The organism is Streptococcus sp. SO2, assembly GCF_030440025.1.
The window spans coordinates 116,554-138,357 of the sequence record NZ_JAQFJH010000005.1; the positions used below are offsets into that span (position 1 = coordinate 116,554).

21 protein-coding genes and 1 pseudogene are annotated in these 21,804 nt (G+C 41.5%); 18 read left to right on the forward strand and 4 right to left on the reverse strand.

The window, feature by feature from the left end; translation table 11 throughout:
* Nucleotides 1–9 precede the first annotated feature (9 nt).
* The 6 genes from PCY17_RS06775 (at nt 10) to PCY17_RS06800 (ending at nt 5,638) form a co-directional block, all read left to right on the forward strand.
* On the forward strand, nt 10–750 hold the full coding sequence (locus PCY17_RS06775; protein WP_000546816.1) for an esterase family protein: 741 nt from the start codon (nt 10–12) through the stop codon (nt 748–750).
* A 12-nt stretch (nt 751–762) separates the two neighbouring features.
* Nucleotides 763–1,929: an acetyl-CoA carboxylase biotin carboxylase subunit family protein gene (locus PCY17_RS06780; protein ID WP_049477632.1), complete on the forward strand. Its 1,167-nt coding sequence runs from the start codon at nt 763–765 to the stop codon at nt 1,927–1,929.
* A 157-nt stretch (nt 1,930–2,086) separates the two neighbouring features.
* Nucleotides 2,087–2,956, forward strand: coding sequence for an aquaglyceroporin Gla (gene gla, locus PCY17_RS06785; RefSeq protein WP_049477633.1), 870 nt, complete (start codon nt 2,087–2,089; stop codon nt 2,954–2,956).
* 110 nt (nt 2,957–3,066) lie between these two features.
* A complete protein-coding gene (locus PCY17_RS06790) occupies nt 3,067–3,792 on the forward strand; it encodes a CppA N-terminal domain-containing protein (protein WP_049477634.1) in 726 nt (241 codons plus the stop codon).
* Nucleotides 3,789–4,724: a serine hydrolase domain-containing protein gene (locus tag PCY17_RS06795; protein WP_049477635.1), complete on the forward strand. Its 936-nt coding sequence runs from the start codon at nt 3,789–3,791 to the stop codon at nt 4,722–4,724. The genes PCY17_RS06790 and PCY17_RS06795 overlap by 4 nt, the downstream gene beginning before the upstream one ends.
* Nucleotides 4,725–4,732: 8 nt before the next feature.
* The gene (locus PCY17_RS06800) at nt 4,733–5,638 is read left to right on the forward strand and encodes a DMT family transporter (protein ID WP_049477636.1); all 906 of its coding nucleotides are present in this window, start codon (nt 4,733–4,735) and stop codon (nt 5,636–5,638) included.
* A 44-nt stretch (nt 5,639–5,682) separates the two neighbouring features.
* On the opposite strand, the gene PCY17_RS06805 is transcribed toward PCY17_RS06800, so the two are convergent.
* The gene (locus tag PCY17_RS06805) at nt 5,683–6,966 is read right to left on the reverse strand and encodes a uracil-xanthine permease family protein (protein WP_049506041.1); all 1,284 of its coding nucleotides are present in this window, start codon (nt 6,964–6,966) and stop codon (nt 5,683–5,685) included.
* 369 nt (nt 6,967–7,335) lie between these two features.
* On the reverse strand, nt 7,336–8,049 hold the full coding sequence (gene rsmG, locus PCY17_RS06810; RefSeq protein ID WP_084944442.1) for a 16S rRNA (guanine(527)-N(7))-methyltransferase RsmG: 714 nt from the start codon (nt 8,047–8,049) through the stop codon (nt 7,336–7,338).
* A 93-nt stretch (nt 8,050–8,142) separates the two neighbouring features.
* Between rsmG and PCY17_RS06815 the strand changes: the two genes are divergently transcribed.
* From PCY17_RS06815 to PCY17_RS06840, 6 genes and pseudogenes are all read left to right on the forward strand, one after another.
* Entirely contained in the window at nt 8,143–8,703 is a 561-nt protein-coding gene (locus tag PCY17_RS06815) for a LemA family protein (RefSeq protein ID WP_000219838.1), read from the forward strand.
* 1 nt (nt 8,704) lies between these two features.
* A complete protein-coding gene (gene htpX, locus PCY17_RS06820) occupies nt 8,705–9,604 on the forward strand; it encodes a zinc metalloprotease HtpX (protein WP_000895757.1) in 900 nt (299 codons plus the stop codon).
* A gap of 60 nt (nt 9,605–9,664) precedes the next feature.
* Nucleotides 9,665–10,026, forward strand: a pseudogene (locus PCY17_RS06825) (RNA polymerase sigma factor).
* 116 nt (nt 10,027–10,142) lie between these two features.
* The gene (locus tag PCY17_RS06830) at nt 10,143–10,523 is read left to right on the forward strand and encodes a GntR family transcriptional regulator (RefSeq protein ID WP_001025497.1); all 381 of its coding nucleotides are present in this window, start codon (nt 10,143–10,145) and stop codon (nt 10,521–10,523) included.
* Entirely contained in the window at nt 10,516–11,364 is an 849-nt protein-coding gene (locus PCY17_RS06835; RefSeq protein WP_000049613.1) for an ABC transporter ATP-binding protein, read from the forward strand. Before PCY17_RS06830 ends, PCY17_RS06835 begins: the two co-directional genes overlap by 8 nt.
* On the forward strand, nt 11,364–11,993 hold the full coding sequence (locus PCY17_RS06840; RefSeq protein ID WP_000202415.1) for an ABC-2 transporter permease: 630 nt from the start codon (nt 11,364–11,366) through the stop codon (nt 11,991–11,993). The genes PCY17_RS06835 and PCY17_RS06840 overlap by 1 nt, the downstream gene beginning before the upstream one ends.
* Before the next feature lie 183 nt (nt 11,994–12,176).
* Here the strand turns inward: PCY17_RS06840 and PCY17_RS06845 are convergent, their stop codons facing one another.
* Nucleotides 12,177–13,736 carry an ATP-binding cassette domain-containing protein gene (locus PCY17_RS06845; RefSeq protein ID WP_084944443.1) on the reverse strand — a complete coding sequence of 520 codons (1,560 nt, stop codon included), beginning with the start codon at nt 13,734–13,736 and terminating at the stop codon, nt 12,177–12,179.
* Between the two features lie 332 nt (nt 13,737–14,068).
* Entirely contained in the window at nt 14,069–14,398 is a 330-nt protein-coding gene (locus tag PCY17_RS06850) for a helicase BlpT (protein ID WP_084944444.1), read from the reverse strand.
* A 167-nt stretch (nt 14,399–14,565) separates the two neighbouring features.
* Between PCY17_RS06850 and PCY17_RS06855 the strand changes: the two genes are divergently transcribed.
* The 6 genes from PCY17_RS06855 to carB all read left to right on the forward strand — a co-directional run.
* On the forward strand, nt 14,566–15,108 hold the full coding sequence (locus PCY17_RS06855) for a DUF177 domain-containing protein (protein WP_070696982.1): 543 nt from the start codon (nt 14,566–14,568) through the stop codon (nt 15,106–15,108).
* Entirely contained in the window at nt 15,109–15,738 is a 630-nt protein-coding gene (gene nth / locus PCY17_RS06860) for an endonuclease III (RefSeq protein ID WP_000244432.1), read from the forward strand. It begins immediately after the preceding gene.
* Nucleotides 15,739–15,951: 213 nt separating this feature from the next.
* Nucleotides 15,952–16,473 carry a bifunctional pyr operon transcriptional regulator/uracil phosphoribosyltransferase PyrR gene (gene pyrR / locus PCY17_RS06865; protein ID WP_000850018.1) on the forward strand — a complete coding sequence of 174 codons (522 nt, stop codon included), beginning with the start codon at nt 15,952–15,954 and terminating at the stop codon, nt 16,471–16,473.
* A gap of 18 nt (nt 16,474–16,491) precedes the next feature.
* On the forward strand, nt 16,492–17,415 hold the full coding sequence (locus PCY17_RS06870; protein WP_070696987.1) for an aspartate carbamoyltransferase catalytic subunit: 924 nt from the start codon (nt 16,492–16,494) through the stop codon (nt 17,413–17,415).
* A 49-nt stretch (nt 17,416–17,464) separates the two neighbouring features.
* Entirely contained in the window at nt 17,465–18,544 is a 1,080-nt protein-coding gene (locus tag PCY17_RS06875) for a carbamoyl phosphate synthase small subunit (protein WP_084882807.1), read from the forward strand.
* Between the two features lie 448 nt (nt 18,545–18,992).
* Nucleotides 18,993–21,804: carbamoyl-phosphate synthase large subunit (gene carB / locus PCY17_RS06880; RefSeq protein WP_301392263.1), on the forward strand; the 2,812-nt coding region annotated here is incomplete at its 3' end.

The following is a 21,804-nucleotide window of genomic DNA, read 5'->3' on the forward strand; positions in this document are numbered from 1 at the left end:
AGAAAGCCAATGCATATTGAAAACCTCAGCCACTGGAGTGGCAATCTCAACCGTGAAATGTACCTCAACCGTTATGGACATGCTGGGATTCCAGTTGTTGTTTTTGCTTCATCTGGTGGCAGTCACAACGAATACTATGATTTTGGCATGATTGATGCCTGTGCTTCCTTTATCGAGGAAGGTCGTGTCCAGTTCTTTACGCTCTCCAGTGTGGACAGTGAGAGCTGGTTGGCCACTTGGAAAAATGGTCATGACCAGGCGGAGATGCATCGTGCCTACGAACGCTATGTGATTGAGGAGGCCATTCCTTTTATCAAGCATAAAACAGGTTGGTTTGATGGCATGATGACGACAGGTTGCTCGATGGGGGCCTACCATGCACTTAATTTCTTTCTTCAGCATCCAGATGTCTTTACCAAGGTGATTGCCCTCAGCGGTGTTTACGATGCACGTTTCTTCGTTGGCGATTACTACAATGATGATGCTATTTACCAAAACTCACCTGTAGATTATATATGGAATCAAAACGACGGCTGGTTTATTGATCGTTACCGTCAGGCAGAAATCGTCGTTTGTACGGGACTTGGTGCCTGGGAACAAGATGGTCTGCCATCCTTCTACAAGCTCAAAGAAGCCTTTGACCAGAAACAAATTCCAGCCTGGTTTGCTGAATGGGGACACGATGTCGCCCACGACTGGGAATGGTGGCGCAAACAAATGCCCTATTTTCTTGGACACCTGTATCTATAAAAGGAGTTGCCTATGAATTACCTTGTTATTTCTCCCTACTATCCGCAAAACTTCCAACAGTTTACAATCGAGCTAGCCAATAAAGGCATCACTGTTTTGGGGATTGGTCAGGAACCTTACGAACAACTAGATGAACCTTTGCGCAATGGCCTAACCGAGTATTTCCGTGTAGATAATCTTGAAAACATAGACGAAGTCAAGCGTGCTGTTGCCTTTCTGTTCTACAAGCATGGCCCAATCGACCGCATCGAATCTCACAATGAATACTGGCTTGAGCTGGACGCAACACTCAGAGAACAATTCAATGTCTTTGGTGCCAAACCAGAGGATCTCAAAAAGACCAAGTTTAAGTCTGAGATGAAGAAACTTTTCAAAAAAGCAGGCGTCCCTGTGGTACCTGGTGCTGTTATCCAGACGGAAGCAGATGTGGATAGAGCAGTTGAGACGATTGGTCTACCAATGATTGCCAAACCTGATAACGGAGTGGGAGCGGCAGCAACCTTTAAGCTTGAGACAGAAGACGATGTAAATCACTTTAAGGCTGAATGGGACCATTCAACCGTGTATTTCTTTGAAAAATTTGTCACTTCTAGCGAAATCTGTACTTTTGACGGACTTGTGGACAAGGATGGCAACATCGTCTTTTCAACGACTTTTGATTATGCCCATACACCACTTGATCTCATGATTTATAAGATGGATAATGCCTATTATGTTCTCAAGGATATGGATCCCAAACTGCGCAAGTATGGCGAGGCCATTGTCAAAGAATTTGGAATGAGAGAACGCTTTTTCCATATCGAGTTTTTCCGTGACGGGGACGACTACATTGCCATTGAGTACAATAACCGTCCTGCAGGTGGCTTTACCATTGATGTTTATAACTTTGCTCATTCCTTGGACCTCTATCGTGGCTATGCAACTATTGTCGCAGGAGAAGAATTCCCAGAGTCAGAATTTGAACCTCAATACTGTCTAGCTACTTCACGTCGTGCCAATGCCAACTATGTCTATTCAGAAGAAGACTTGCTTGCTAAGTACAGCCAGCAATTCAAGGTCAAAAAAATCATGCCAGCAGCCTTTGCAGAGCTACAAGGAGATTACCTTTATATGCTGACCACTCCGAGTCGCCAAGAGATGGAGCAGATGATTGTAGACTTTGGTCAACGTCAAGAATAACGATTAGGATGAAAGGAGTTTGACCCCTTTTGTCCTTTTCTTAAAGATAAGTTAAATAAAGCGTTTTCCATAGATTCTTTTAGAAAAGATATTGCTAAAAGGGCTAAAAATTGATAGAATAAGGATTGTCTAAAAAAATTTAAGGAGAATCTATCAAATGGATTTTACATGGGCTATTAAATATGCCACAGAATTCTTAGGAACTGCTATTTTGATCATTCTTGGTAATGGTGCAGTTGCTAACGTTGAACTTAAAGGTACGAAAGGTCACCAAAGTGGCTGGCTCGTTATCGCGGTTGGTTACGGTATGGGGGTTATGATCCCAGCCTTGATGTTTGGTAACGTATCTGGTAACCACATCAACCCAGCTTTCACTCTTGGACTTGCTGTTAGTGGTCTTTTCTCTTGGGATCAAGTTCCATTTTACATCCTAGCACAAGTTTTGGGAGCAATCTTCGGTCAAGCTTTGGTTGTAGCGACTCACCGTCCTTACTACTTGAAGACAGAGAACCCTAACAATATCTTGGGTACCTTCTCAACAATTTCAAGCATCGACCACGGTACAAAAGAATCACGTTTTGCAGCTACTGTTAACGGCTTCCTCAATGAGTTTGTAGGTTCATTTGTTCTTTTCTTTGCAGCACTTGGTTTGACTAAAAACTTCTTTGGTGCTGAGGTTCTTCAATACATGAAACAAATGGCTACTCAAGCTGGACAAACTGTTGATTTAAGTGAATTGGCAGTGAAAGCTCAAGTAGCTCCACATACAGCTGCTGGGATCTCAGTTGCGCACTTGGCACTTGGTTTCCTAGTGATGGCCTTGGTAACTTCACTTGGTGGACCTACTGGACCTGGTTTGAACCCAGCTCGTGACTTTGGACCACGTCTTCTTCACGAACTCCTTCCAAAATCAGTTCTTGGTCAACACAAGGGTGATTCAAAATGGTGGTATGCATGGGTTCCAGTTGTAGCTCCAATTGCAGCGGGTATTGCGGCAGTAGCACTATTTAAACTACTTTACCTATAAGAAATGAAACTGGGGAATCCCAGTTTTTTTGTTGTAAAATTTCTAAATAAAATAGATATGGCTTGTAAAATATTCGAAAATCCTTTAAAATAAAAGAGTTGGAGGAATTTATGAAGGTGAATGAGATTGTTCGGATCGTTCCGACTTTAAAAGTTAATAATCGAAAATTAAATGAAAGATTTTACATTGAAACCTTGGGGATGAAACCTTTGCTGGAAGAGTCTGCCTTTCTTTCCTTAGGTGATCAGACAGCTAAGGAGAGATTGATTTTAGAAGAGGCTCCAAGCATGCGAACACGCAGAGTTGAAGGGCTTAAGAAGCTAGCTAGACTCTTGATAAAGGTTGAGAATCCTTCTGAAATTGAGGCCCTTCTTTCTCAGATGAAGTCTTTTCCTCGTCTATTTAAAGGAAACCGAGGGTATGCTTTTGAGATTGTCTCTCCTGAAGAGGATGTGATTCTTGTTCATGCAGAAGATGATATAAGAGATTTGGTTCCACTGGAAACTGTTCCTGAATTTTATTCAAATACAAGTATAAAATACGTGAGTCAATTTGAGGTTTCTGTCGAGCTCCGTCTGCCTGAGGACAGGGAGAGTTTACTTGATTCAGAATTTGCGACTAATGCCATTACCTTTACTCAAGGGCAAGGTCCAGATTTGGCTGTTGAAAACAATGTTACCTGGGACTTGTCTATGCTGAAATTTTTGGTAAAGGATCTAGAGTTGACTAGTCTTCGTCAGAAATTTGAAGGCACAGACTATTTTATTCCAAAGTCTGAGAAATTCTTCCTTGGTAAAGATACCAATAAAATCGAATTATGGTTTGAAGAAGCATGAAGTGGACAAAAATTCTAAAAAAAATAGAAGATCAAATCGAGGCAGGGGTCTATCCCGGGGCCTCTTTTGCGTATTTTAAGGATGGAGAATGGAGAGAATCCTACCTAGGCTTGAGTGATCCAGAGCGGGGCTTGAAGACAGGGGCCGGTTTGGTTTATGATCTGGCTAGTGTGAGTAAGGTTGTGGGAGTAGGAACAGTCTTGACCTTCTTGTGGCAACAGGGGAAACTAGACATTGATCGACCAGTGGCGGACTTTTTAGCTGCATGTGATTACCCAGATATCACTATTCGTCAACTCTTGACCCACGCAACAGATCTGGACCCCTTTATTCCCAATAGGGACCAGTTAGGCTCTAAGGAATTAAGAGAGGCCATGTTTCATCTAAATAGACGTAGTCAGCCTGCTTTTCTATACTCGGATGTTCACTTTTTACTCCTAGGCTTTCTTTTGGAGAAAATCTTTGAACAAGACTTGGATCAGATTATTGAAGAACAAGTTTTGGAACCATGGGGCATGAAGGAAACAATGTTTGGTCCAGTGGAGTTTGCTGTACCAACAGTTAGAGGAGTAGAAGCAGGTGGTATCCACGATCCCAAAGCTCGTCTTCTGGGAAAACATGCTGGAAGTGCTGGTTTATTTTCAACTGTTAAGGATTTGCAAATCTTTCTGGAACATTACTTGAAAGATGATTTTGCTGAAAACCTAAGTCGAAATTACTCTCCCTTAGAGGATGAAGAGCGTTCGCTAGCTTGGAATCTGGAAGGAAACTGGCTTGATCATACGGGCTATACAGGTACCTTCATCATGTGGAATCGAGAGAAACAAGAAGCCACCATCTTTTTATCCAATCGAACCTATGAGAAGGATGAACGTGTGCAGTGGATAATCGATCGAAACCAAGTGATGGAAATGATTCGTCAAGAAGAGTAGGGGGAAGAATGTCAAAAACCGTAAAAGGAACTCTATTTACAGTAGTTGCAGGGATTGCTTGGGGTTTGTCTGGAACCAGTGGCCAATACCTGATGGCACACGAGATTTCCGCTCTAGTCTTGACCAATCTGCGGCTCATTATTGCAGGATTGGCTCTGGTTTTTTTAACTTATGCTACCGCAAAGGATAAACTCCTTGCTTTTTTAAAAGACAGAAAAAGCCTTTTCTCTCTCTTGTTATTTGCCTTATTTGGACTTTTCTTAAACCAGTTTGCCTATCTTTCTGCCATTCAGGAAACCAATGCTGGAACGGCGACGGTTCTCCAGTATGTTTGTCCTGTTGGGATCTTGATTTATACTTGTATCAAGGACAAGGTAGCACCGACTCTGGCTGAGATTATTTCAATTTGTCTAGCAATTGGAGGAACTTTTCTTATCGCGACGCATGGGAAAGTCGACCAGTTGTCTGTCACACCCCTAGGTCTGTTCTGGGGCCTCTTTTCAGCCTTGACCTATGCCCTCTATATTATCCTTCCCATCGCTTTGATTAAGAAGTGGGGAAGTATGTTGGTGATTGGTGTAGGAATGGTTATTTCTGGTGTAGTGGCTATTCCCTTCACAGGAGTCTTACAGGCCAGCATACCAACCAGCTTAGATTTTCTCTTTGCATTTGCTGGGATTATCGTCATCGGAACGGTTTTTGCCTATACAGCTTTCCTAAAGGGAGCTAGTCTGATAGGCCCTGTTAAGTCTAGTTTATTGGCTTCCATAGAGCCAATTTCAGCCGTTTTCTTTGCCTTTCTGATTATGAAGGAACAGTTTTATGAGATTGATTTTGTCGGTATGGCCATGGTTTTACTAGCCGTGACCATTATTTCATTGAAAGATTTACTGTTGGAAATAAAGAGTAAGTAATTAAAAAATCCACTCAATCGAGTGGATTTTTTGTGTATAGATGATTAGTCTTTATTTTCGTGTGGCAAAATCAAGTTCAAGATGATTCCTGTCATGGCTGATAGAGCAGTACCTGAAAGTGTAACTGGCCCAAGTTTGAGGATGGCTCCCCCAAGTCCAAGTACTAACATGGCACTAGCAATGATGAGGTTACGCATTTGACTGAAGTCAACGCGTTCTTTAATCAAAACTTTCAAACCATTGCTGGCGATAACTCCGTAGAGAAGGATGGACATGCCACCAAGCACAGCATTTGGAATGGTTGAAATCAAGGCAGTGAATTTACCTAAGAAGCTAAGAGCAATGGCGATAAAGGCTGCGTTACGGATAACAGAGACAGAAGCGATACGAGTCATCCCGATAACTCCTGTATTTTCTCCGTAGGTCGTATTGGCTGGTCCACCGAGGAATGCGGATACAGATGTCGCGATACCGTCACCGAGAAGCGTACGGTGAAGTCCCGGTTCTTTCAGGAATTGACGGCCACAGATTTGGCTCAAGACCGTGTGGTCTCCGATGTGTTCTGAAATGGTTACAATAGCGATTGGTAAGATGGCGATTGTTTCAGGACCGAAGTACAAGTTGTACTCTTTAAAGGCACCACCAGTGCTAAATGGCAAGTAGAAACCAGGAATTTCAAACCAGTTGGCTTGAAGGACTGGGGTAAAGTCAACCAAACCAAGCATCATAGCGAAGATATACCCACCGATGATGGCGAAGAGGAAAGGAATGATACGAAGGAAACCTTTTCCTTTTGTATTGATAAAGGCGGCAATCAAGAACGTCACGACAGCTACAAGAGCGTTCTTCCAGTTTCCGTCTGCTACAAGTCCAGCATTCGTTACAGCAGAACCAGCAAGACCAAGACCGATAACGATAATCATAGGTCCGATAATGATTGGTGGCAAGAGTTTATCAATCCATTTCGTACCTGCAAAACGAACACTTGCTGCTACAAGGACGTAGACAAAACCAGTCAGGATAACTCCAGTTTGGGCAGCAGAGACATCGCCTCCCATTTCTTTCATGGCTAGAGACATAGCTGTGATAAAGGCGAATGAAGAACCTAGATAAACTGGAACCTTAAAGCCAGTAGAAATCATGTAGATAAGTGTTCCAATACCGGAAGCGAAGAGAGCAACCGATACGGGCATTCCCAAAATTAAGGGAACGAGAATGGTTGCACCAAACATGGCAAACACGTGCTGGAAGCTTAGAAGAATGCCTTTACCAGCAGAAGGACGTTGATCAACGTCTAGTAACAAGTCAACAGTTGATTCCTGTTTCATAAAAACCTCACTTTTGGGCACCAAAAAAGAGCCCATTATTTTGCAGCAATAGGCCCTCAGAGTAAGACTTTTTAAAAAATAGCTATCTTTTAAAAATTTATATAAATCTGCGCCTTCGTCACCTCACAGGATGACATTAAAAACCTTTGCTTAGGATAGTATAGCAGAAAAAATTCGTTTTGTAAACGAATTTTTCCCGAGCCTAGAAATGCGAAAGCGAGGTTTGATTTTATAAATCATTTTTTCCCGAGCCCGGAAATGCGAGAGCGAGGTTCGTTTTGTAAACGAATTTTTCCCGAGCCTAGAAATGTGAGAGCGAAGTTGATTTTGTAAATGGTTTTCTGAATTTTAAACAAGGGGCACCATTGTTTAAAGTGGGCGTTTGTTGGGCATGCCAGCCTTACGTGGATATTTATTTGGGGTTTCTTTTTTCTTTTCGACCACAGTGATGTAGCGCGGATTTCCATTTGGTAGGGCATAGCTGAGGTTGTCCTCTACCTTGCTAAAGAGGAGGTTGAGGGCATTCTTGGCTTCTAGCAATTCCTCAGGAGCATTGCTGGCCTTGAGTGCCAATAGTTTTCCTCCGACTTTAAGATAGGGAATGGTCAGCTCAGACAAAACCTGCATACGGGCAACCGCACGAGCCGTCACTACATCAAACTGGGCACGGAAGTTCTTGTCTTGGGCAAAGTCTTCTGCCCGTCCATGGTAGAAGTGAACACCATCCAAATCCAACTCCTGAGCCAATAGTTGGAGGAAGTTGATGCGCTTATTGAGCGAATCAATGATGGTCACATCTAACTGAGGATAGAGGATTTTCATAGGAAGACTAGGAAATCCTGCCCCCGCTCCGATATCAAGAAGTTTGATAGTTTCATTTGAAATCAAGCCTTGCAGAATAGGTGCAATCGAATCATAAAAGTGCTTAAGGTAGACTTCTTCTTTGTCTGTAATAGCGGTTAGGTTAATCTTTTCATTCCACTCGACCAAGAGTTCAAAATACCGTTCAAATTGGTTCTTTTGCTGGTCCGAAAGTGGAAGATTTTGCTCAGCTAGTAGGCTGTAAAATGTTTCTGGTTTCATAGTAGTTTCCTTCTCTAGTATCATCTTATTTTACCATATTCGTTAAAATTTTGATATACTGGTAGTAATCTAAAAGCAGAAAGGAATAAGATTATGACTTGGATTATTCTTGGAGTTTTGGCTCTGATTGTTATTTTTGTGATTGTTAGCTATAACGGTTTGGTTAAAAATCGTATGCAGACCAAGGAGGCTTGGAGCCAGATAGATGTTCAGTTGAAGCGTCGTAATGATCTCCTCCCAAACTTGATTGAAACAGTCAAAGGCTATGCGAAATATGAAGGTTCTACCTTGGAAAAAGTGACAGAACTTCGAAGACAAGTAGCCGCAGCAACTTCACCAGCTGAAGCTATGAAGGCCAGTGATGCCCTTACCCGCCAGATTTCTGGTATCTTTGCAGTAGCAGAGAATTACCCAGACTTGAAAGCTAGTGCTAACTTTATCAAATTACAAGAAGAGTTGACCAATACTGAAAATAAAATTTCTTACTCACGCCAACTCTACAACAGTGTTGTCAGCAACTACAATGTAAAACTTGAAAGTTTCCCAAGCAACATCATCGCAGGACTATTTGGATTTAAAGCTGCAGACTTCCTTCAAACACCTGAAGAGGAAAAGGCAGTTCCTAAAGTTGACTTTAGCGGATTAGGTGACTAAGATGTTGTTTGATCAAATTGCGAGCAATAAACGAAAAACCTGGATTTTGTTGCTGGTTTTCTTCCTACTCTTGGCCTTGGTTGGTTATGCGGTTGGCTATCTCTTCATGCGCTCAGGTCTTGGTGGCATGATTATTGCCTTGATTATTGGTCTTATCTACGCTCTGACCATGATCTTTCAATCGACAGAGATTGTCATGTCTATGAATGGGGCGCGTGAGGTTGATGAGCAAACAGCTCCAAACCTCTACCATGTAGTAGAAGATATGGCCATGGTCGCTCAGATTCCCATGCCTCGTGTTTTCATCATTGAGGATTCATCTTTAAATGCCTTTGCAACAGGTTCGAATCCGCAGAATGCAGCTGTCGCAGCCACTTCGGGTCTCCTAGCCATCATGAACCGTGAGGAGCTAGAAGCAGTAATGGGGCATGAAGTCAGTCATATCCGGAACTATGATATCCGTATTTCGACCATTGCTGTTGCCCTTGCTAGTGCTATTACCCTGCTATCTAGTATGGCAGGACGGATGATGTGGTGGGGTGGTGCAGGCCGCAGACGGAGTGATAATGATCGTGATGGAAATGGTTTGGAGATTATCATGCTTGTTATCTCTCTCTTAGCCATTGTTCTAGCACCTCTCGCTGCAACCTTGGTGCAATTAGCCATTTCCCGTCAGAGGGAATTTCTGGCGGATGCATCTAGTGTGGAGCTGACCCGCAATCCTCAAGGGATGATCAATGCCTTGCGTAAGTTGGACAATAGCGAGCCGATGCATCACCATGTCGATGATGCCAGCAGTGCTCTGTACATCAATGATCCTAAGAAAGGTGGGGGACTACAAAAACTCTTTTATACCCACCCACCTATCTCAGAACGAATCGAACGCTTGAAACACATGTAGAAAAAATGGCTCTTTGTCAACTGTAGTGGGTTGAAGAAAAGCTAAAATAAGCTCCATAATATCCATAGGGGATTTACCCACTACAAATATTATAGAGCCGAAAAATATTTGAAGCAGGTGGATAGAAGAAATCACCTGCTTTTTTCTCGTCTTTTGAAAATGATGGACATTTTGAGGATAGTATAGTTGATGAGGGTTTTGATGTAGATAAAAACGTTCAGACACAGAGGATGATTGAGGCAGTGCGAGATGCACTATCAAAATTAAATGATGAAGAAAGAGAAATCATTGATAGACTTTATTTCAATGATGAAACTATTCGTTTGGTGGCTGAAATGAAAAAAATATCTCATCCAGCTCTCATAAAGAGAAGAAATAAGATATTGGAAAAGCTAAGAGAGTTGCTGAAAGAATTTAGATAGTAATGAGAAGAAGCGGGAAAAAAATTTTTGTCTGCTTCTTTTTAGATATTGCAATGTTTTAACTGTTATGCTATAATAATAACAGTTAAAACACAAATAACAGTAGGGGGTTGATGATGAATATACAGATAAATAATTCCAGTGATGAACCAATATATCTGCAAATAAAAAATCAAATTAAAGCACAAATCATTTCTGGAGATTTGAAAGTGGGAGAACAACTACCTTCGATAAGATTCTTAGCGAAAGAAATAAGAGTAAGTATGTTAACTGCAAAAAGAGCTTTTGATGAATTAGAGTTAGACGGGTTTATAAATTCGGTACAAGGAAAAGGTAATTTTGTTGCAGCACAAAATAAAGAACTAATTCGAGAAGAATACTTAAAGAAAATTGAATCGAAGCTTCAAGAAGTAGTTGAACTTTCAGAAATTGCAGATGTATCCAGTGATGAATTGATAAAAATGTTAAAGAGTTATGTGGAGGGTGAATATGAGTAAATATGCTATTGAAATTAAAGATTTAGTAAAAACATTTGACAGTTTTAAACTAGGACCGGTAAATCTTACTATTCCGAAAGGAACAATAGTTGGATATATCGGACAGAATGGAGCTGGTAAAAGTACAACTATAAAATTGTTACTTGGGCTTTTAAGAAAAGACTCTGGCGATATAAGACTTTTAGATGAGGAAAATCCTAATAGTGTTGAACTGAAAGATAAACTTGGAGTGGTATTTGATGATTTGTTAGTGCCGGAAGAAATGACATTAATCGATGTTGAAAAGTTTTGTCATAGAGTTTATTCAAAATGGGATAAAAAGCAGTTTTATGGATTCGTTGAAAAATTCAATTTACCACATAAAAAGATGATTAAAAACTATTCTCGTGGTATGAAAATGAAACTTTCAATGGCTGTTGCTTTATCTCACAATGCTGAACTTTTGATTTTAGATGAAGCAACAAGTGGGCTTGACCCAATTGTAAGAGAGGAAATCTTGGATTTGTTATTAGATTTTATGCAAGATGAAAATCATACAATTCTTATTTCTTCCCATATTTTATCTGACTTAGAAAAAGTGGCAGATTACATTGCTTTTATCCACAATGGAAAAATCTTATTTATGGAAACAAAAGATGAGTTAAAAGAAAACTACGGTATATGTACTTTATCCAATGAAGAAGTAAATAACATTGATGAAGAAGCCATTGTAGGAAGAAGAATACATTCTTTTGGGCAAGAGTTACTTGTTAAAAAGAGTCTTGTACCTGATGGTATCAAGTTACAAAAACCGTCAATTGAGGATATTATGATTTACTTTGTGAAAGGAGTGAGACAATAATGACATCATTAATTTTGAAAGATATAGCAACTTTAAAAAAGACATTATTATTAACGGTTACTATCAGTATTGCACTGGCTGTATATGGAATTTATGAAAATGAATTGTTTATGGTTCCGTTAATATGTGTAATGATTCCGCTCATACTTACTGCAATCGCCTTTGGCTATGATACAAAATCAAATTTCGAACAGTTTGCATTTTCGATGCCAATAAAAAAGAGCAGTTATGTGTTGAGCAAGTTTTTCTTTGCATTTGCCTTTGGTTTGGTTGGTTCAATCTGCATTTTTGTACTGTTGATGACAAAAAATCAAATGTCATTGGATAATATAGTGTTTATTGCTTTAATTACATTAGCTGCTAGTATACTTATGTCTGCCATTCAATTACCATTTATTCTTAAATATGGTGCTGAAAAGGGTAGACTCATTATGGTAATCACTTATTTCTTAATATTTGCTTTATCAACACTGTTAAAAGAAAAGTCAAATTTTCTTGCAGAACTAATGGAGATTTTTAGTAAGAATTCTATATCAATGATTTGCTTAGGAATTTTAGTTGTAAGCATATTAATCATAGGGCTTGCAGTAAAATTGTCCGTTATGATTATGGAGAAAAAAGAATACTAGTTATAAATTATTTAATTTGTAGTTAAGTGGCAGAGATGGAAAAACAATTTTTTCCTTAATTGTCAAGTCAAGTGCAACAAAGTTGTTCTTCTGATTAAGTGAGTATCTTTCAAGCTGTTTGAGTTAGCTCAAACAGCCCAAAGAATCCAGAGTTCGCCTCTGGATTTTTGCTATGTTCAAAAGTTATAAATCTAGTAAATCAACGACTTCCAAACCTTCCTCTGTCAAACGATAGATACTCGTACAAATCTCTTTTAAGAAACGTCTGTCATGCGAAACAGTGACCAGACCACCTGGATAAGAGGCAAAGAGTTTTCTGATTTCGGGTTGAGAAGTGGGAGAAAAGTTTCGTGTGGGCTCATCCAGAAGGAGATAGTTTGGTTTGCGCAACACTAAATCTAAAAGTAGGAGTTTACCTTGTTGCCCACCAGATAGGGAGCGGATTTGGTGGTGCATCTCTGGATAGCTGAAATTGAGACTGGCTAGGTGAGATTGGATTTTCTGTAGTTCCTCTTTTCGTCCAGTTTGACTGAGGTAGGCTATTGGAGATAAATCCAATTGCAGTTTTTTATGGTAATCTTGTGGCATAAAACCAAGCGAAATCTCTCTTTTGGCGCTGAGCAGTTGTTGAAACTTGGCTAACAGAGTTGATTTCCCAACACCATTTGGCCCAATGATACCGATTTTATCTTGGCCACGGACAGTTAGTTGTAACCCCTGAGCTAAAACGCGCTCTCCAATGGACAAATTTTCTTTTTCCAGTTGGACTAAGACTTTAGAAGCCGGTAATGGTTGGACGTCTGAAAAGAAAAGTTGGATTTGTTCCTCGTCAAGTGGCTTTTGGGTCATGGACTGGGCTTCCTTTTCAAAGCGTTTTTCTTGAGAGAGTACATTTTTCATCTTTTTAGCCAATAGGCGCCCGGCAACATCATTTTTAGTATTTCGCAAAGCATTTTCTACATTCTGCTTAACGCGACGATGTTTTTCCATGGTTTTATCATGGGCTCGTTGGTCGTTAGCAGCTTGCTGGCTTTGTCTGGCAAAACTAGCCTTCCTCTGGTCACTATAGCTATCGTAGTCTAAATGCTCGACTAGTGTTTCTGCTTCTTTCCGGTGTTTGACCAGTCGCAAGTGGACAATAGTATCTGCTGTCTGAGAGAGAAAGTCTTCATCATGGGAAATGAAAATAACTGTTTGCCTCATCTTTCGAATCTGACTTTTTAGCCAATCAACTGTCTCAAGGTCTAAGTCATTTGAAGGTTCATCTAAAAATAGAATCTCAAATGGTTTTGCTAACTCATGGATGAGCTGAACTTTCAAAGCTTCGCCCCCTGATAGACTGCCAATCTCTTGGTCGCTAGCAAAACGGTCGCTATCAAAGTGCAACTCCTCCGCCAAACGATAAAGAATACTGTAGTCTAAATCAGCAGAATCTAAAAAGAAGTAGTCATGTAGAGTCCTATTTTTCAGGATTTCAGGGATTTTTTGAGGAATGCATGCCAGTGATTGAAGGTCAGACTGGATGTCGCCCTTGATAGTAAAATCAGATAATGCTTCCCCCATTAAAGCTCGTAGTAAAGTCGATTTACCATTTCCTTCTTCACCAATAATAGCAACCTTTTCTCCGTCTTGGATAGTCATGGTTAGGTCAGATACAAGATCTCGTAGATCTTTGTTTTGCGTGATAGTTAGATGATTGATTTTTATCATATTGTTGCCCTTTCTAGAATGTCGATAGTGCATAACAAAAAGCTCTACTTTATCTAGTAGAGCCCAAAGTCACTGTCAAAACTCTATTATCCTCGTTGAAAAAACTCGTCAAACTAGCTTGGAGCTGCCTAACCCAACCCAAGAGGAGCATAGCTTTCTAGTTTTTTGATTTTCAATGAGGACAAGATACTAGAAAATCTAGTATGAAAAGAGCACACAAAAAGAGACAAAAACAAGATCTACTAAATAAAGATTCTTTATTTGATAGACTTAGTTGTTCATGTCTCCCTTACCTCCGAGTATTAGTACCTCTATCCTATACCTTTAAGGAAATTTTGTCAATAGAAAATCCAAAATTCTAAACTCTAAAATCCAAAAACAGGTCCATAAAGAGTTAATACGTGTTTGACGTGCTCGTAATGGAACTTGTCATAGTTACGCCAAGCGGTACGTGCTGGATCGTTTAGTTTTAGGCTCCCTAGTCCAATCAGAAGACTGGTGCGTTGGTAAAATTTCTCAAGGTCGATTAAGATACTGTTGTCCAGCTTTTCTGCTTTTTTTAGTTCCTCAAGAGTGGTGTTCAGCAGCTCTTGCAGTCGAAGATCATCGGCTGTTCCTTGTTTACAGCTTTGGTAGCTTTTATTTAACTCGGATAGGAGTTGGTAAGCTTCGTTGATTAGTTCTTTGTCTTCCATATGAGCATCCTCCTTGCTCTGATGTATTCTTGCCTATAGTATAGCACTAAACAGAAAATATGTCATAGTAAATATGTTAAAAAGGAGATTTTAATATCAAAGTTTGGAAGACTGACTTGTAGCCTTTTCATGGTATAATCAAGTGAGTAAATCTTTATGGAGGAAATATGAAGTTAAATATTCAAGAAATTCGTAAGCAGCCTGAAGGCCTACATTTTGAACAAGCTTTAGACCTGGCATCTGACTTGCGTGCACGTAATCAAGAAATTTTAGATGTCAAAGATATTCTTGCAGTGGGGAAGGTGCAGTACGAAGACCGTCTGTATTTCTTAGACTATCAGTTGTCATATACCATTGTTCTTGCTTCCAGCCGTAGTATGGAGCCAGTTGAGTTGGCTGAGTCTTATCCAGTCACAGAGGTCTTCATGGAAGGAGCGACCAACCAACTGGACCAGGAGGTTCTTGATGATGACTTGGTCTTGCCTATCGAAAATGGGGAAATCGACCTTGCTGAGAGCGTAGCAGATAATATCTTGCTCAATATCCCAATCAAGGTCTTGACGGCAGAAGAAGAGGCTGGCCAAGGGTTTGTGTCTGGAAATGACTGGCAAATCATGACTGAGGACGAATACCAAGCTCAACAAGCAGTCAAGAAAGAAGAAAACAGTCCATTTGCTGGCTTGCAAGGACTGTTTGATGGAGACGAGTAGATGGTTTTATCCAAGAAACGTGCCCGTCATGTCATTGAGGAAATAATTGCCCTCTTTCCAGATGCTAAGCCTAGTCTTGATTTTCGCAATCATTTTGAACTCTTGGTTGCAGTGATGCTGTCAGCTCAGACCACAGATGCAGCGGTAAATAAGGCCACGCCAGGTCTCTTTGCTGCTTTTCCAACGCCACAAGCCATGTCTGTCGCGACTGAAAGTGAAATTGCTTCACACATTTCTCGCCTGGGACTGTATCGAAATAAGGCTAAATTTCTTAAAAAATGTGCTCAACAGTTACTAGATGATTTTGATGGTCAAGTCCCTCAGACACGTGAAGAATTAGAAAGTCTAGCAGGTGTTGGTCGTAAAACAGCAAATGTCGTCATGAGTGTGGGGTTTGGAATTCCTGCTTTTGCAGTGGATACTCATGTGGAGCGTATCTGTAAGCATCACGATATCGTTAAAAAATCAGCTACACCACTTGAAGTAGAAAAACGTGTCATGGACGTCCTACCACCAGAAGAGTGGTTAGCAGCCCACCAGGCCATGATTTACTTTGGACGAGCTATCTGTCATCCCAAAAATCCAGAATGCGATCACTATCCCCAATTATATGATTTTAGTAATGTTTAAGGGGACTCTGAAAAAGTTTTTGCTTGATTTTAAGGGTGCTTTGTGCTATAGTAAATGGTAACTAAATAGTCCTTTAAACCTGTCCCGTGAGGCAGGCAAGGAGCGCGATGATAAAGTAGAAGGGTGAAGTCTATACTGTATACAGTAGGGCTCGCTTGGCTATACATTTCAAGTCTCCTTGTAGAAGGAGACTTTTCTTTTTGGAGGTTTGTCATGAAGACAAAAGAAGTTGTAGACGAATTGACTGTCAAACGAGCGATTACGCGAATTACTTATGAGATTATCGAGCGCAATAAGGATTTGAATAAAATTATCCTAGCTGGGATAAAAACGCGTGGTGTTTTCATCGCTCATCGTATCAAAGAACGCTTGGAGCAGTTGGAAAACATCACTGTTCCTGTTGTGGAATTGGACACCAAACCTTTCCGTGATGATGTTAAAAGCGGAGAAGATACTTCTTTGATTTCTGTTGATGTGACAGACCGTGAAGTTATCTTGGTGGATGATGTACTCTATACAGGCCGTACCATCCGCGCCGCTATTGATAACATTGTCGGCCATGGTCGTCCTGCGCGCGTGAGTCTTGCGGTGCTAGTTGACCGTGGACATAGAGAATTGCCTATCCGTCCAGATTACGTTGGGAAAAATATCCCAACCAGCCGTTCTGAAGAAATCATCGTAGAGATGACAGAACTTGATGGCCAAGACAGAGTTCTGATTACTGAAGAAGCTTAGAAAGCTGAAGGAGTAGCCATGTCAGAAAATCAACAAGCATTGAACCATGTGGTTTCTATGGAAGACCTTACAGTTGATCAAGTGATGAAATTGATCAAACGAGGGATCGAGTTTAAAAACGGAGCCCAACTTCCCTATGAGAACAAACCTATCGTATCGAATCTCTTCTTTGAAGATTCTACACGGACACATAAGTCCTTTGAAGTGGCAGAGATTAAGCTAGGGTTGGAGCGACTGGACTTTGATGTGAAGACTAGTTCGGTCAATAAGGGTGAGACACTGTATGATACCATCTTGACTCTATCTGCTCTAGGAGTGGATGTCTGTGTGATTCGCCACCCAGAGGTCGACTATTACAGAGAGTTGATTGCAAGTCCGTCGATTACAACTTCCATTATCAATGGTGGTGATGGTTCGGGACAACATCCTAGCCAGAGCTTGCTTGATTTGATGACTATTTATGAGGAATTTGGTCACTTTGAGGGTCTCAAAGTTGCCATTGCAGGCGACTTGGACCACTCACGCGTTGCCAAATCCAATATGCAAATTTTGAAACGCTTGGGAGCTGAACTGTACTTTGCAGGACCTGAGGAATGGAGAAGTCAAGAGTTTGCGGACTATGGACAGTTTGTAACTATTGATGAGATTGTTGATCAGGTGGATGTTTTGATGTTGCTCCGCGTTCAACATGAACGCCATGAAAGTGGAGCCGTTTTTTCAAAAGAAGACTACCATGCTCAACACGGTTTGAACCAAGAACGCTATAATCGCTTAAAAGAAACAGCAATCATTATGCATCCTGCTCCGGTGAATCGAGATGTGGAAATTGCTGACCACTTGGTTGAAGCGCCAAAATCACGCATTGTCCAACAAATGACCAACGGTGTCTTTGTTCGAATGGCAATCTTAGAATCCGTACTGGCGAGTAGAAACGCCAACTAAAACACAAGACGTTAAAAGACGCCAGTGAGCGTCCACGAGAGGTGAAAATATGACAAAAAGACTTCTAGTATTAGAAGATGGCACAGTTTTTGAAGGCAAGGCCTTCGGAGCAGATATAGATGTAACAGGCGAAATCGTCTTTAACACAGGGATGACCGGCTACCAAGAGTCCATTACTGACCAGTCTTATAATGGGCAAATCTTGACCTTTACCTATCCTTTGGTAGGAAATTATGGCATTAATCGTGATGATTACGAATCCATCATTCCAACTTGTAAGGGAGTTGTCGTTTTCGAAGAGGCGCGTCGAGCTAGCAACTGGCGCAACCAAATGACCTTGGATGAATTTTTGAAAGCTAAGAAAATTCCTGGTATTTCAGCGATTGATACGCGTGCACTTACCAAGATTATCCGTAAGCATGGTACGATGCGTGCAACTTTGACTCACGTTGGGGACAGCATGGACCATGTGACGGATCAGCTCCAAGCAACAGTCTTGCCGACAGACAATATCAAGCAGGTTTCTACTAAAACTTCCTATCCAGCTCCTGGAGTTGGTTTGAGTGTGGTGCTAGTGGACTTTGGTCTCAAGCACTCAATCCTACGTGAACTTTCTAAGCGTAACTGTAACGTGACGGTTGTTCCTTATTCAACAACGGCAGAAGAAATTCTCCACCTCAATCCTGATGGAGTTATGTTGTCAAATGGTCCAGGAAACCCAGAAGACGTTCCAGAAGCACTGGACATGATTCGTGGTGTGCAAGGAAAAATTCCAATTTTTGGTATTTGTATGGGACACCAACTCTTTGCCATGGCAAATGGGGCTAAGACCTACAAGATGAAATTTGGTCACCGTGGCTTTAACCACGCGGTACGTGAGATTGCAACAGGACGTGTAGACTTTACCAGCCAAAACCATGGTTATGCAGTCAGCCGTGAGGACTTACCAGAGCACTTGATTATCACCCACGAAGAAATCAATGACAAGTCAGTTGAAGGAGTTCGCCACAGATACCAACCAGGTTTTTCTGTACAATTCCACCCAGACGCAGCTCCTGGTCCACACGACGCAAGCTACCTATTTGATGAATTTATCGAGATGATGGAAGCTTTTAAACAAGCAAACTAAGAACGAGTAAAAGCTCGTTAGAGAATTTATGTAACTGAACACGGACGGAAAGCTCGGAATTTAGAGAAACCAACTTGGATTGTCAATCCTTCCTTGGTTTCCTAAAATTCAATCGCTTTCTATTCGTCCTTTGTATCTTATTTAATGTCGCTCTGTGAGGCGACGAATAGAAAGGCAGGTCGTTTCTTTTAGTCGCTATCGGGCGAACTAAAAACTCCCTGCACTAGATTTTTTATCGAAAAATATCGTTTCTCTAAAAAATCGTCGGAGAATTTATTTAATGGCAACCCGAGAGTTGCCGAATAGAAAGGAGAAGGGTGGTCCGTATTTGCTGAACTGAATACGGGCTACGGACGGCGCTAAAAAGATAGTTATTCCTAGAACTGATAGTTCTTCGTCATAACTCCTATTTTAGCTTTGTCCGCTTGACGCCCTTAATATCTTATAAATGCCTAAACGTACTGATATTCAAAAAATTATGGTGATTGGTTCTGGTCCGATTATTATTGGTCAGGCTGCTGAGTTTGACTACGCTGGGACCCAGGCCTGTTTGTCTTTGAAAGAGGAAGGTTATGAAGTTGTCTTAGTGAACTCAAATCCTGCAACCATCATGACGGATAAGGAGATTGCTGACAAGGTTTATATTGAACCGATTACACTTGAGTTTGTGACACGTATTCTCCGTAAGGAACGTCCAGATGCTTTGCTTCCAACTCTTGGTGGGCAAACAGGACTCAATATGGCCATGGAGTTGTCTAAAAATGGTATTCTAGATGAATTGGGTGTCGAATTACTGGGAACTAAATTGTCTGCCATCGACCAAGCAGAGGACCGTGACCTCTTTAAACAATTGATGGAAGAGCTTGAGCAGCCAATTCCAGAATCTGAAATTGTCAACACAGTGGAAGAAGCTGTTGCCTTTGCGGCATCAATCGGCTACCCTGTTATCGTTCGTCCAGCCTTTACCCTAGGTGGTACTGGTGGTGGTATGTGTGCCAACGAGGAAGAATTGCGTGAAATCGCTGAAAATGGGTTGAAACTGTCACCTGTTACCCAATGTTTGATTGAACGTTCAATCGCAGGTTTCAAGGAAATTGAGTACGAGGTCATGCGTGACTCGGCTGACAATGCTTTGGTTGTTTGTAACATGGAAAACTTTGACCCCGTTGGAATTCATACAGGGGATTCCATCGTATTTGCTCCTGCACAAACCATGTCAGACTATGAAAACCAAATGCTCCGTGACGCGAGCTTGAGCATTATTCGTGCCCTCAAGATTGAAGGCGGCTGTAACGTTCAGCTAGCTCTTGATCCGCACAGCTTTAAGTACTATGTTATTGAAGTAAACCCTCGTGTATCGCGTTCGTCAGCGCTTGCTTCTAAGGCAACTGGTTATCCGATTGCCAAATTGGCTGCCAAGATTGCTGTCGGTTTGACCTTGGATGAGGTCATCAACCCAGTTACAGGTTCAACTTATGCTATGTTTGAACCAGCTCTTGACTACGTCGTTGCCAAGATTCCACGTTTCCCATTTGACAAGTTTGAAAAAGGTGAGCGTCGTCTTGGTACTCAGATGAAGGCAACTGGAGAAGTCATGGCTATCGGTCGGAACATCGAGGAGTCTCTTCTAAAAGCCTGTCGTTCACTTGAAATTGGGGTTCACCATAATGAAATGCCTGAACTAGCAACTGTTTCGGATGATGCCTTGATTGAAAAAGTTGTCAAGGCCCAAGATGACCGTCTCTTCTACGTATCAGAAGCCATTCGCCGTGGCTACACACCAGAAGAAATTGCTGAATTGACCAAGATTGATATCTTCTATCTAGATAAACTCTTGCACATCTTTGAAATTGAGCAAGAATTAGGTGCCCATCCACAAGATCTAGAAGTCTTGAAAACAGCTAAACTCAATGGATTTTCAGACCGCAAGATTGCGGAACTCTGGAAAACGACAGCTGAGCAAGTTCGCCAACTTCGCTTGGAAAACAAGATTGTTCCAGTCTATAAGATGGTCGATACCTGTGCGGCAGAATTTGACTCTGAAACACCATACTTCTATTCAACCTATGGCTGGGAAAATGAATCTATCAAGTCTGATAAGGAATCCGTCCTAGTTCTAGGTTCAGGTCCAATCCGTATCGGACAAGGGGTTGAGTTTGACTACGCAACAGTTCACTCTGTTAAGGCCATCCAAGCAGCTGGTTACGAAGCCATCATCATGAACTCAAACCCAGAGACTGTTTCAACAGACTTCTCAGTATCTGACAAGCTCTACTTTGAACCATTGACTTTCGAAGATGTGATGAATGTTATCGACTTGGAGCAACCAAAAGGCGTTATCGTTCAGTTTGGTGGTCAAACAGCTATCAACCTTGCGGAGCCATTGGCAAAAGCAGGTGTGACCATCCTTGGTACGCAAGTCGCTGACTTAGACCGTGCCGAAGACCGTGACCTCTTCGAGCAAGCCCTTAAAGACTTGGATATTCCACAGCCACCAGGACAAACGGCTACCAATGAAGAAGAAGCCGTGCTTGCAGCTCGCAAGATTGGTTTCCCAGTCCTTGTTCGCCCATCTTATGTCTTGGGGGGACGTGCCATGGAAATCGTTGAAAACGAAGAAGACCTCCGTTCTTACATGCGTACCGCTGTTAAGGCTAGTCCAGACCACCCAGTTCTTGTTGACTCTTACATCGTTGGGCAAGAGTGTGAAGTTGATGCCATTTCAGATGGAGAAAATGTCCTTATCCCTGGTATCATGGAACATATCGAGCGTGCTGGTGTCCACTCAGGTGACTCAATGGCCGTTTACCCACCACAAACCTTGTCGCAAAAGGTTCAGGAAACCATCGCAGACTACACCAAACGCCTAGCAATTGGTCTTAACTGTCTTGGTATGATGAACATCCAGTTTGTCATCAAGGATGAGAAAGTCTACGTTATTGAGGTCAATCCACGTGCCAGCCGTACGGTTCCCTTCCTTTCTAAGGTAACCAATATTCCTATGGCTCAGGTAGCGACTAAGCTCATTCTTGGGCAGAGTCTTGAAAAACTTGGCTACCAAGATGGCCTTTATCCAGAAAGCACTCGCGTTCATATCAAGGCGCCAGTCTTCTCCTTTACCAAACTAGCTAAGGTAGATAGCTTGCTTGGTCCTGAAATGAAGTCAACAGGGGAGGTTATGGGTTCTGATACGACTCTTGAAAAAGCTCTCTACAAGGCCTTTGAAGCTTCTTATCTTCACTTGCCAACCTTTGGAAATG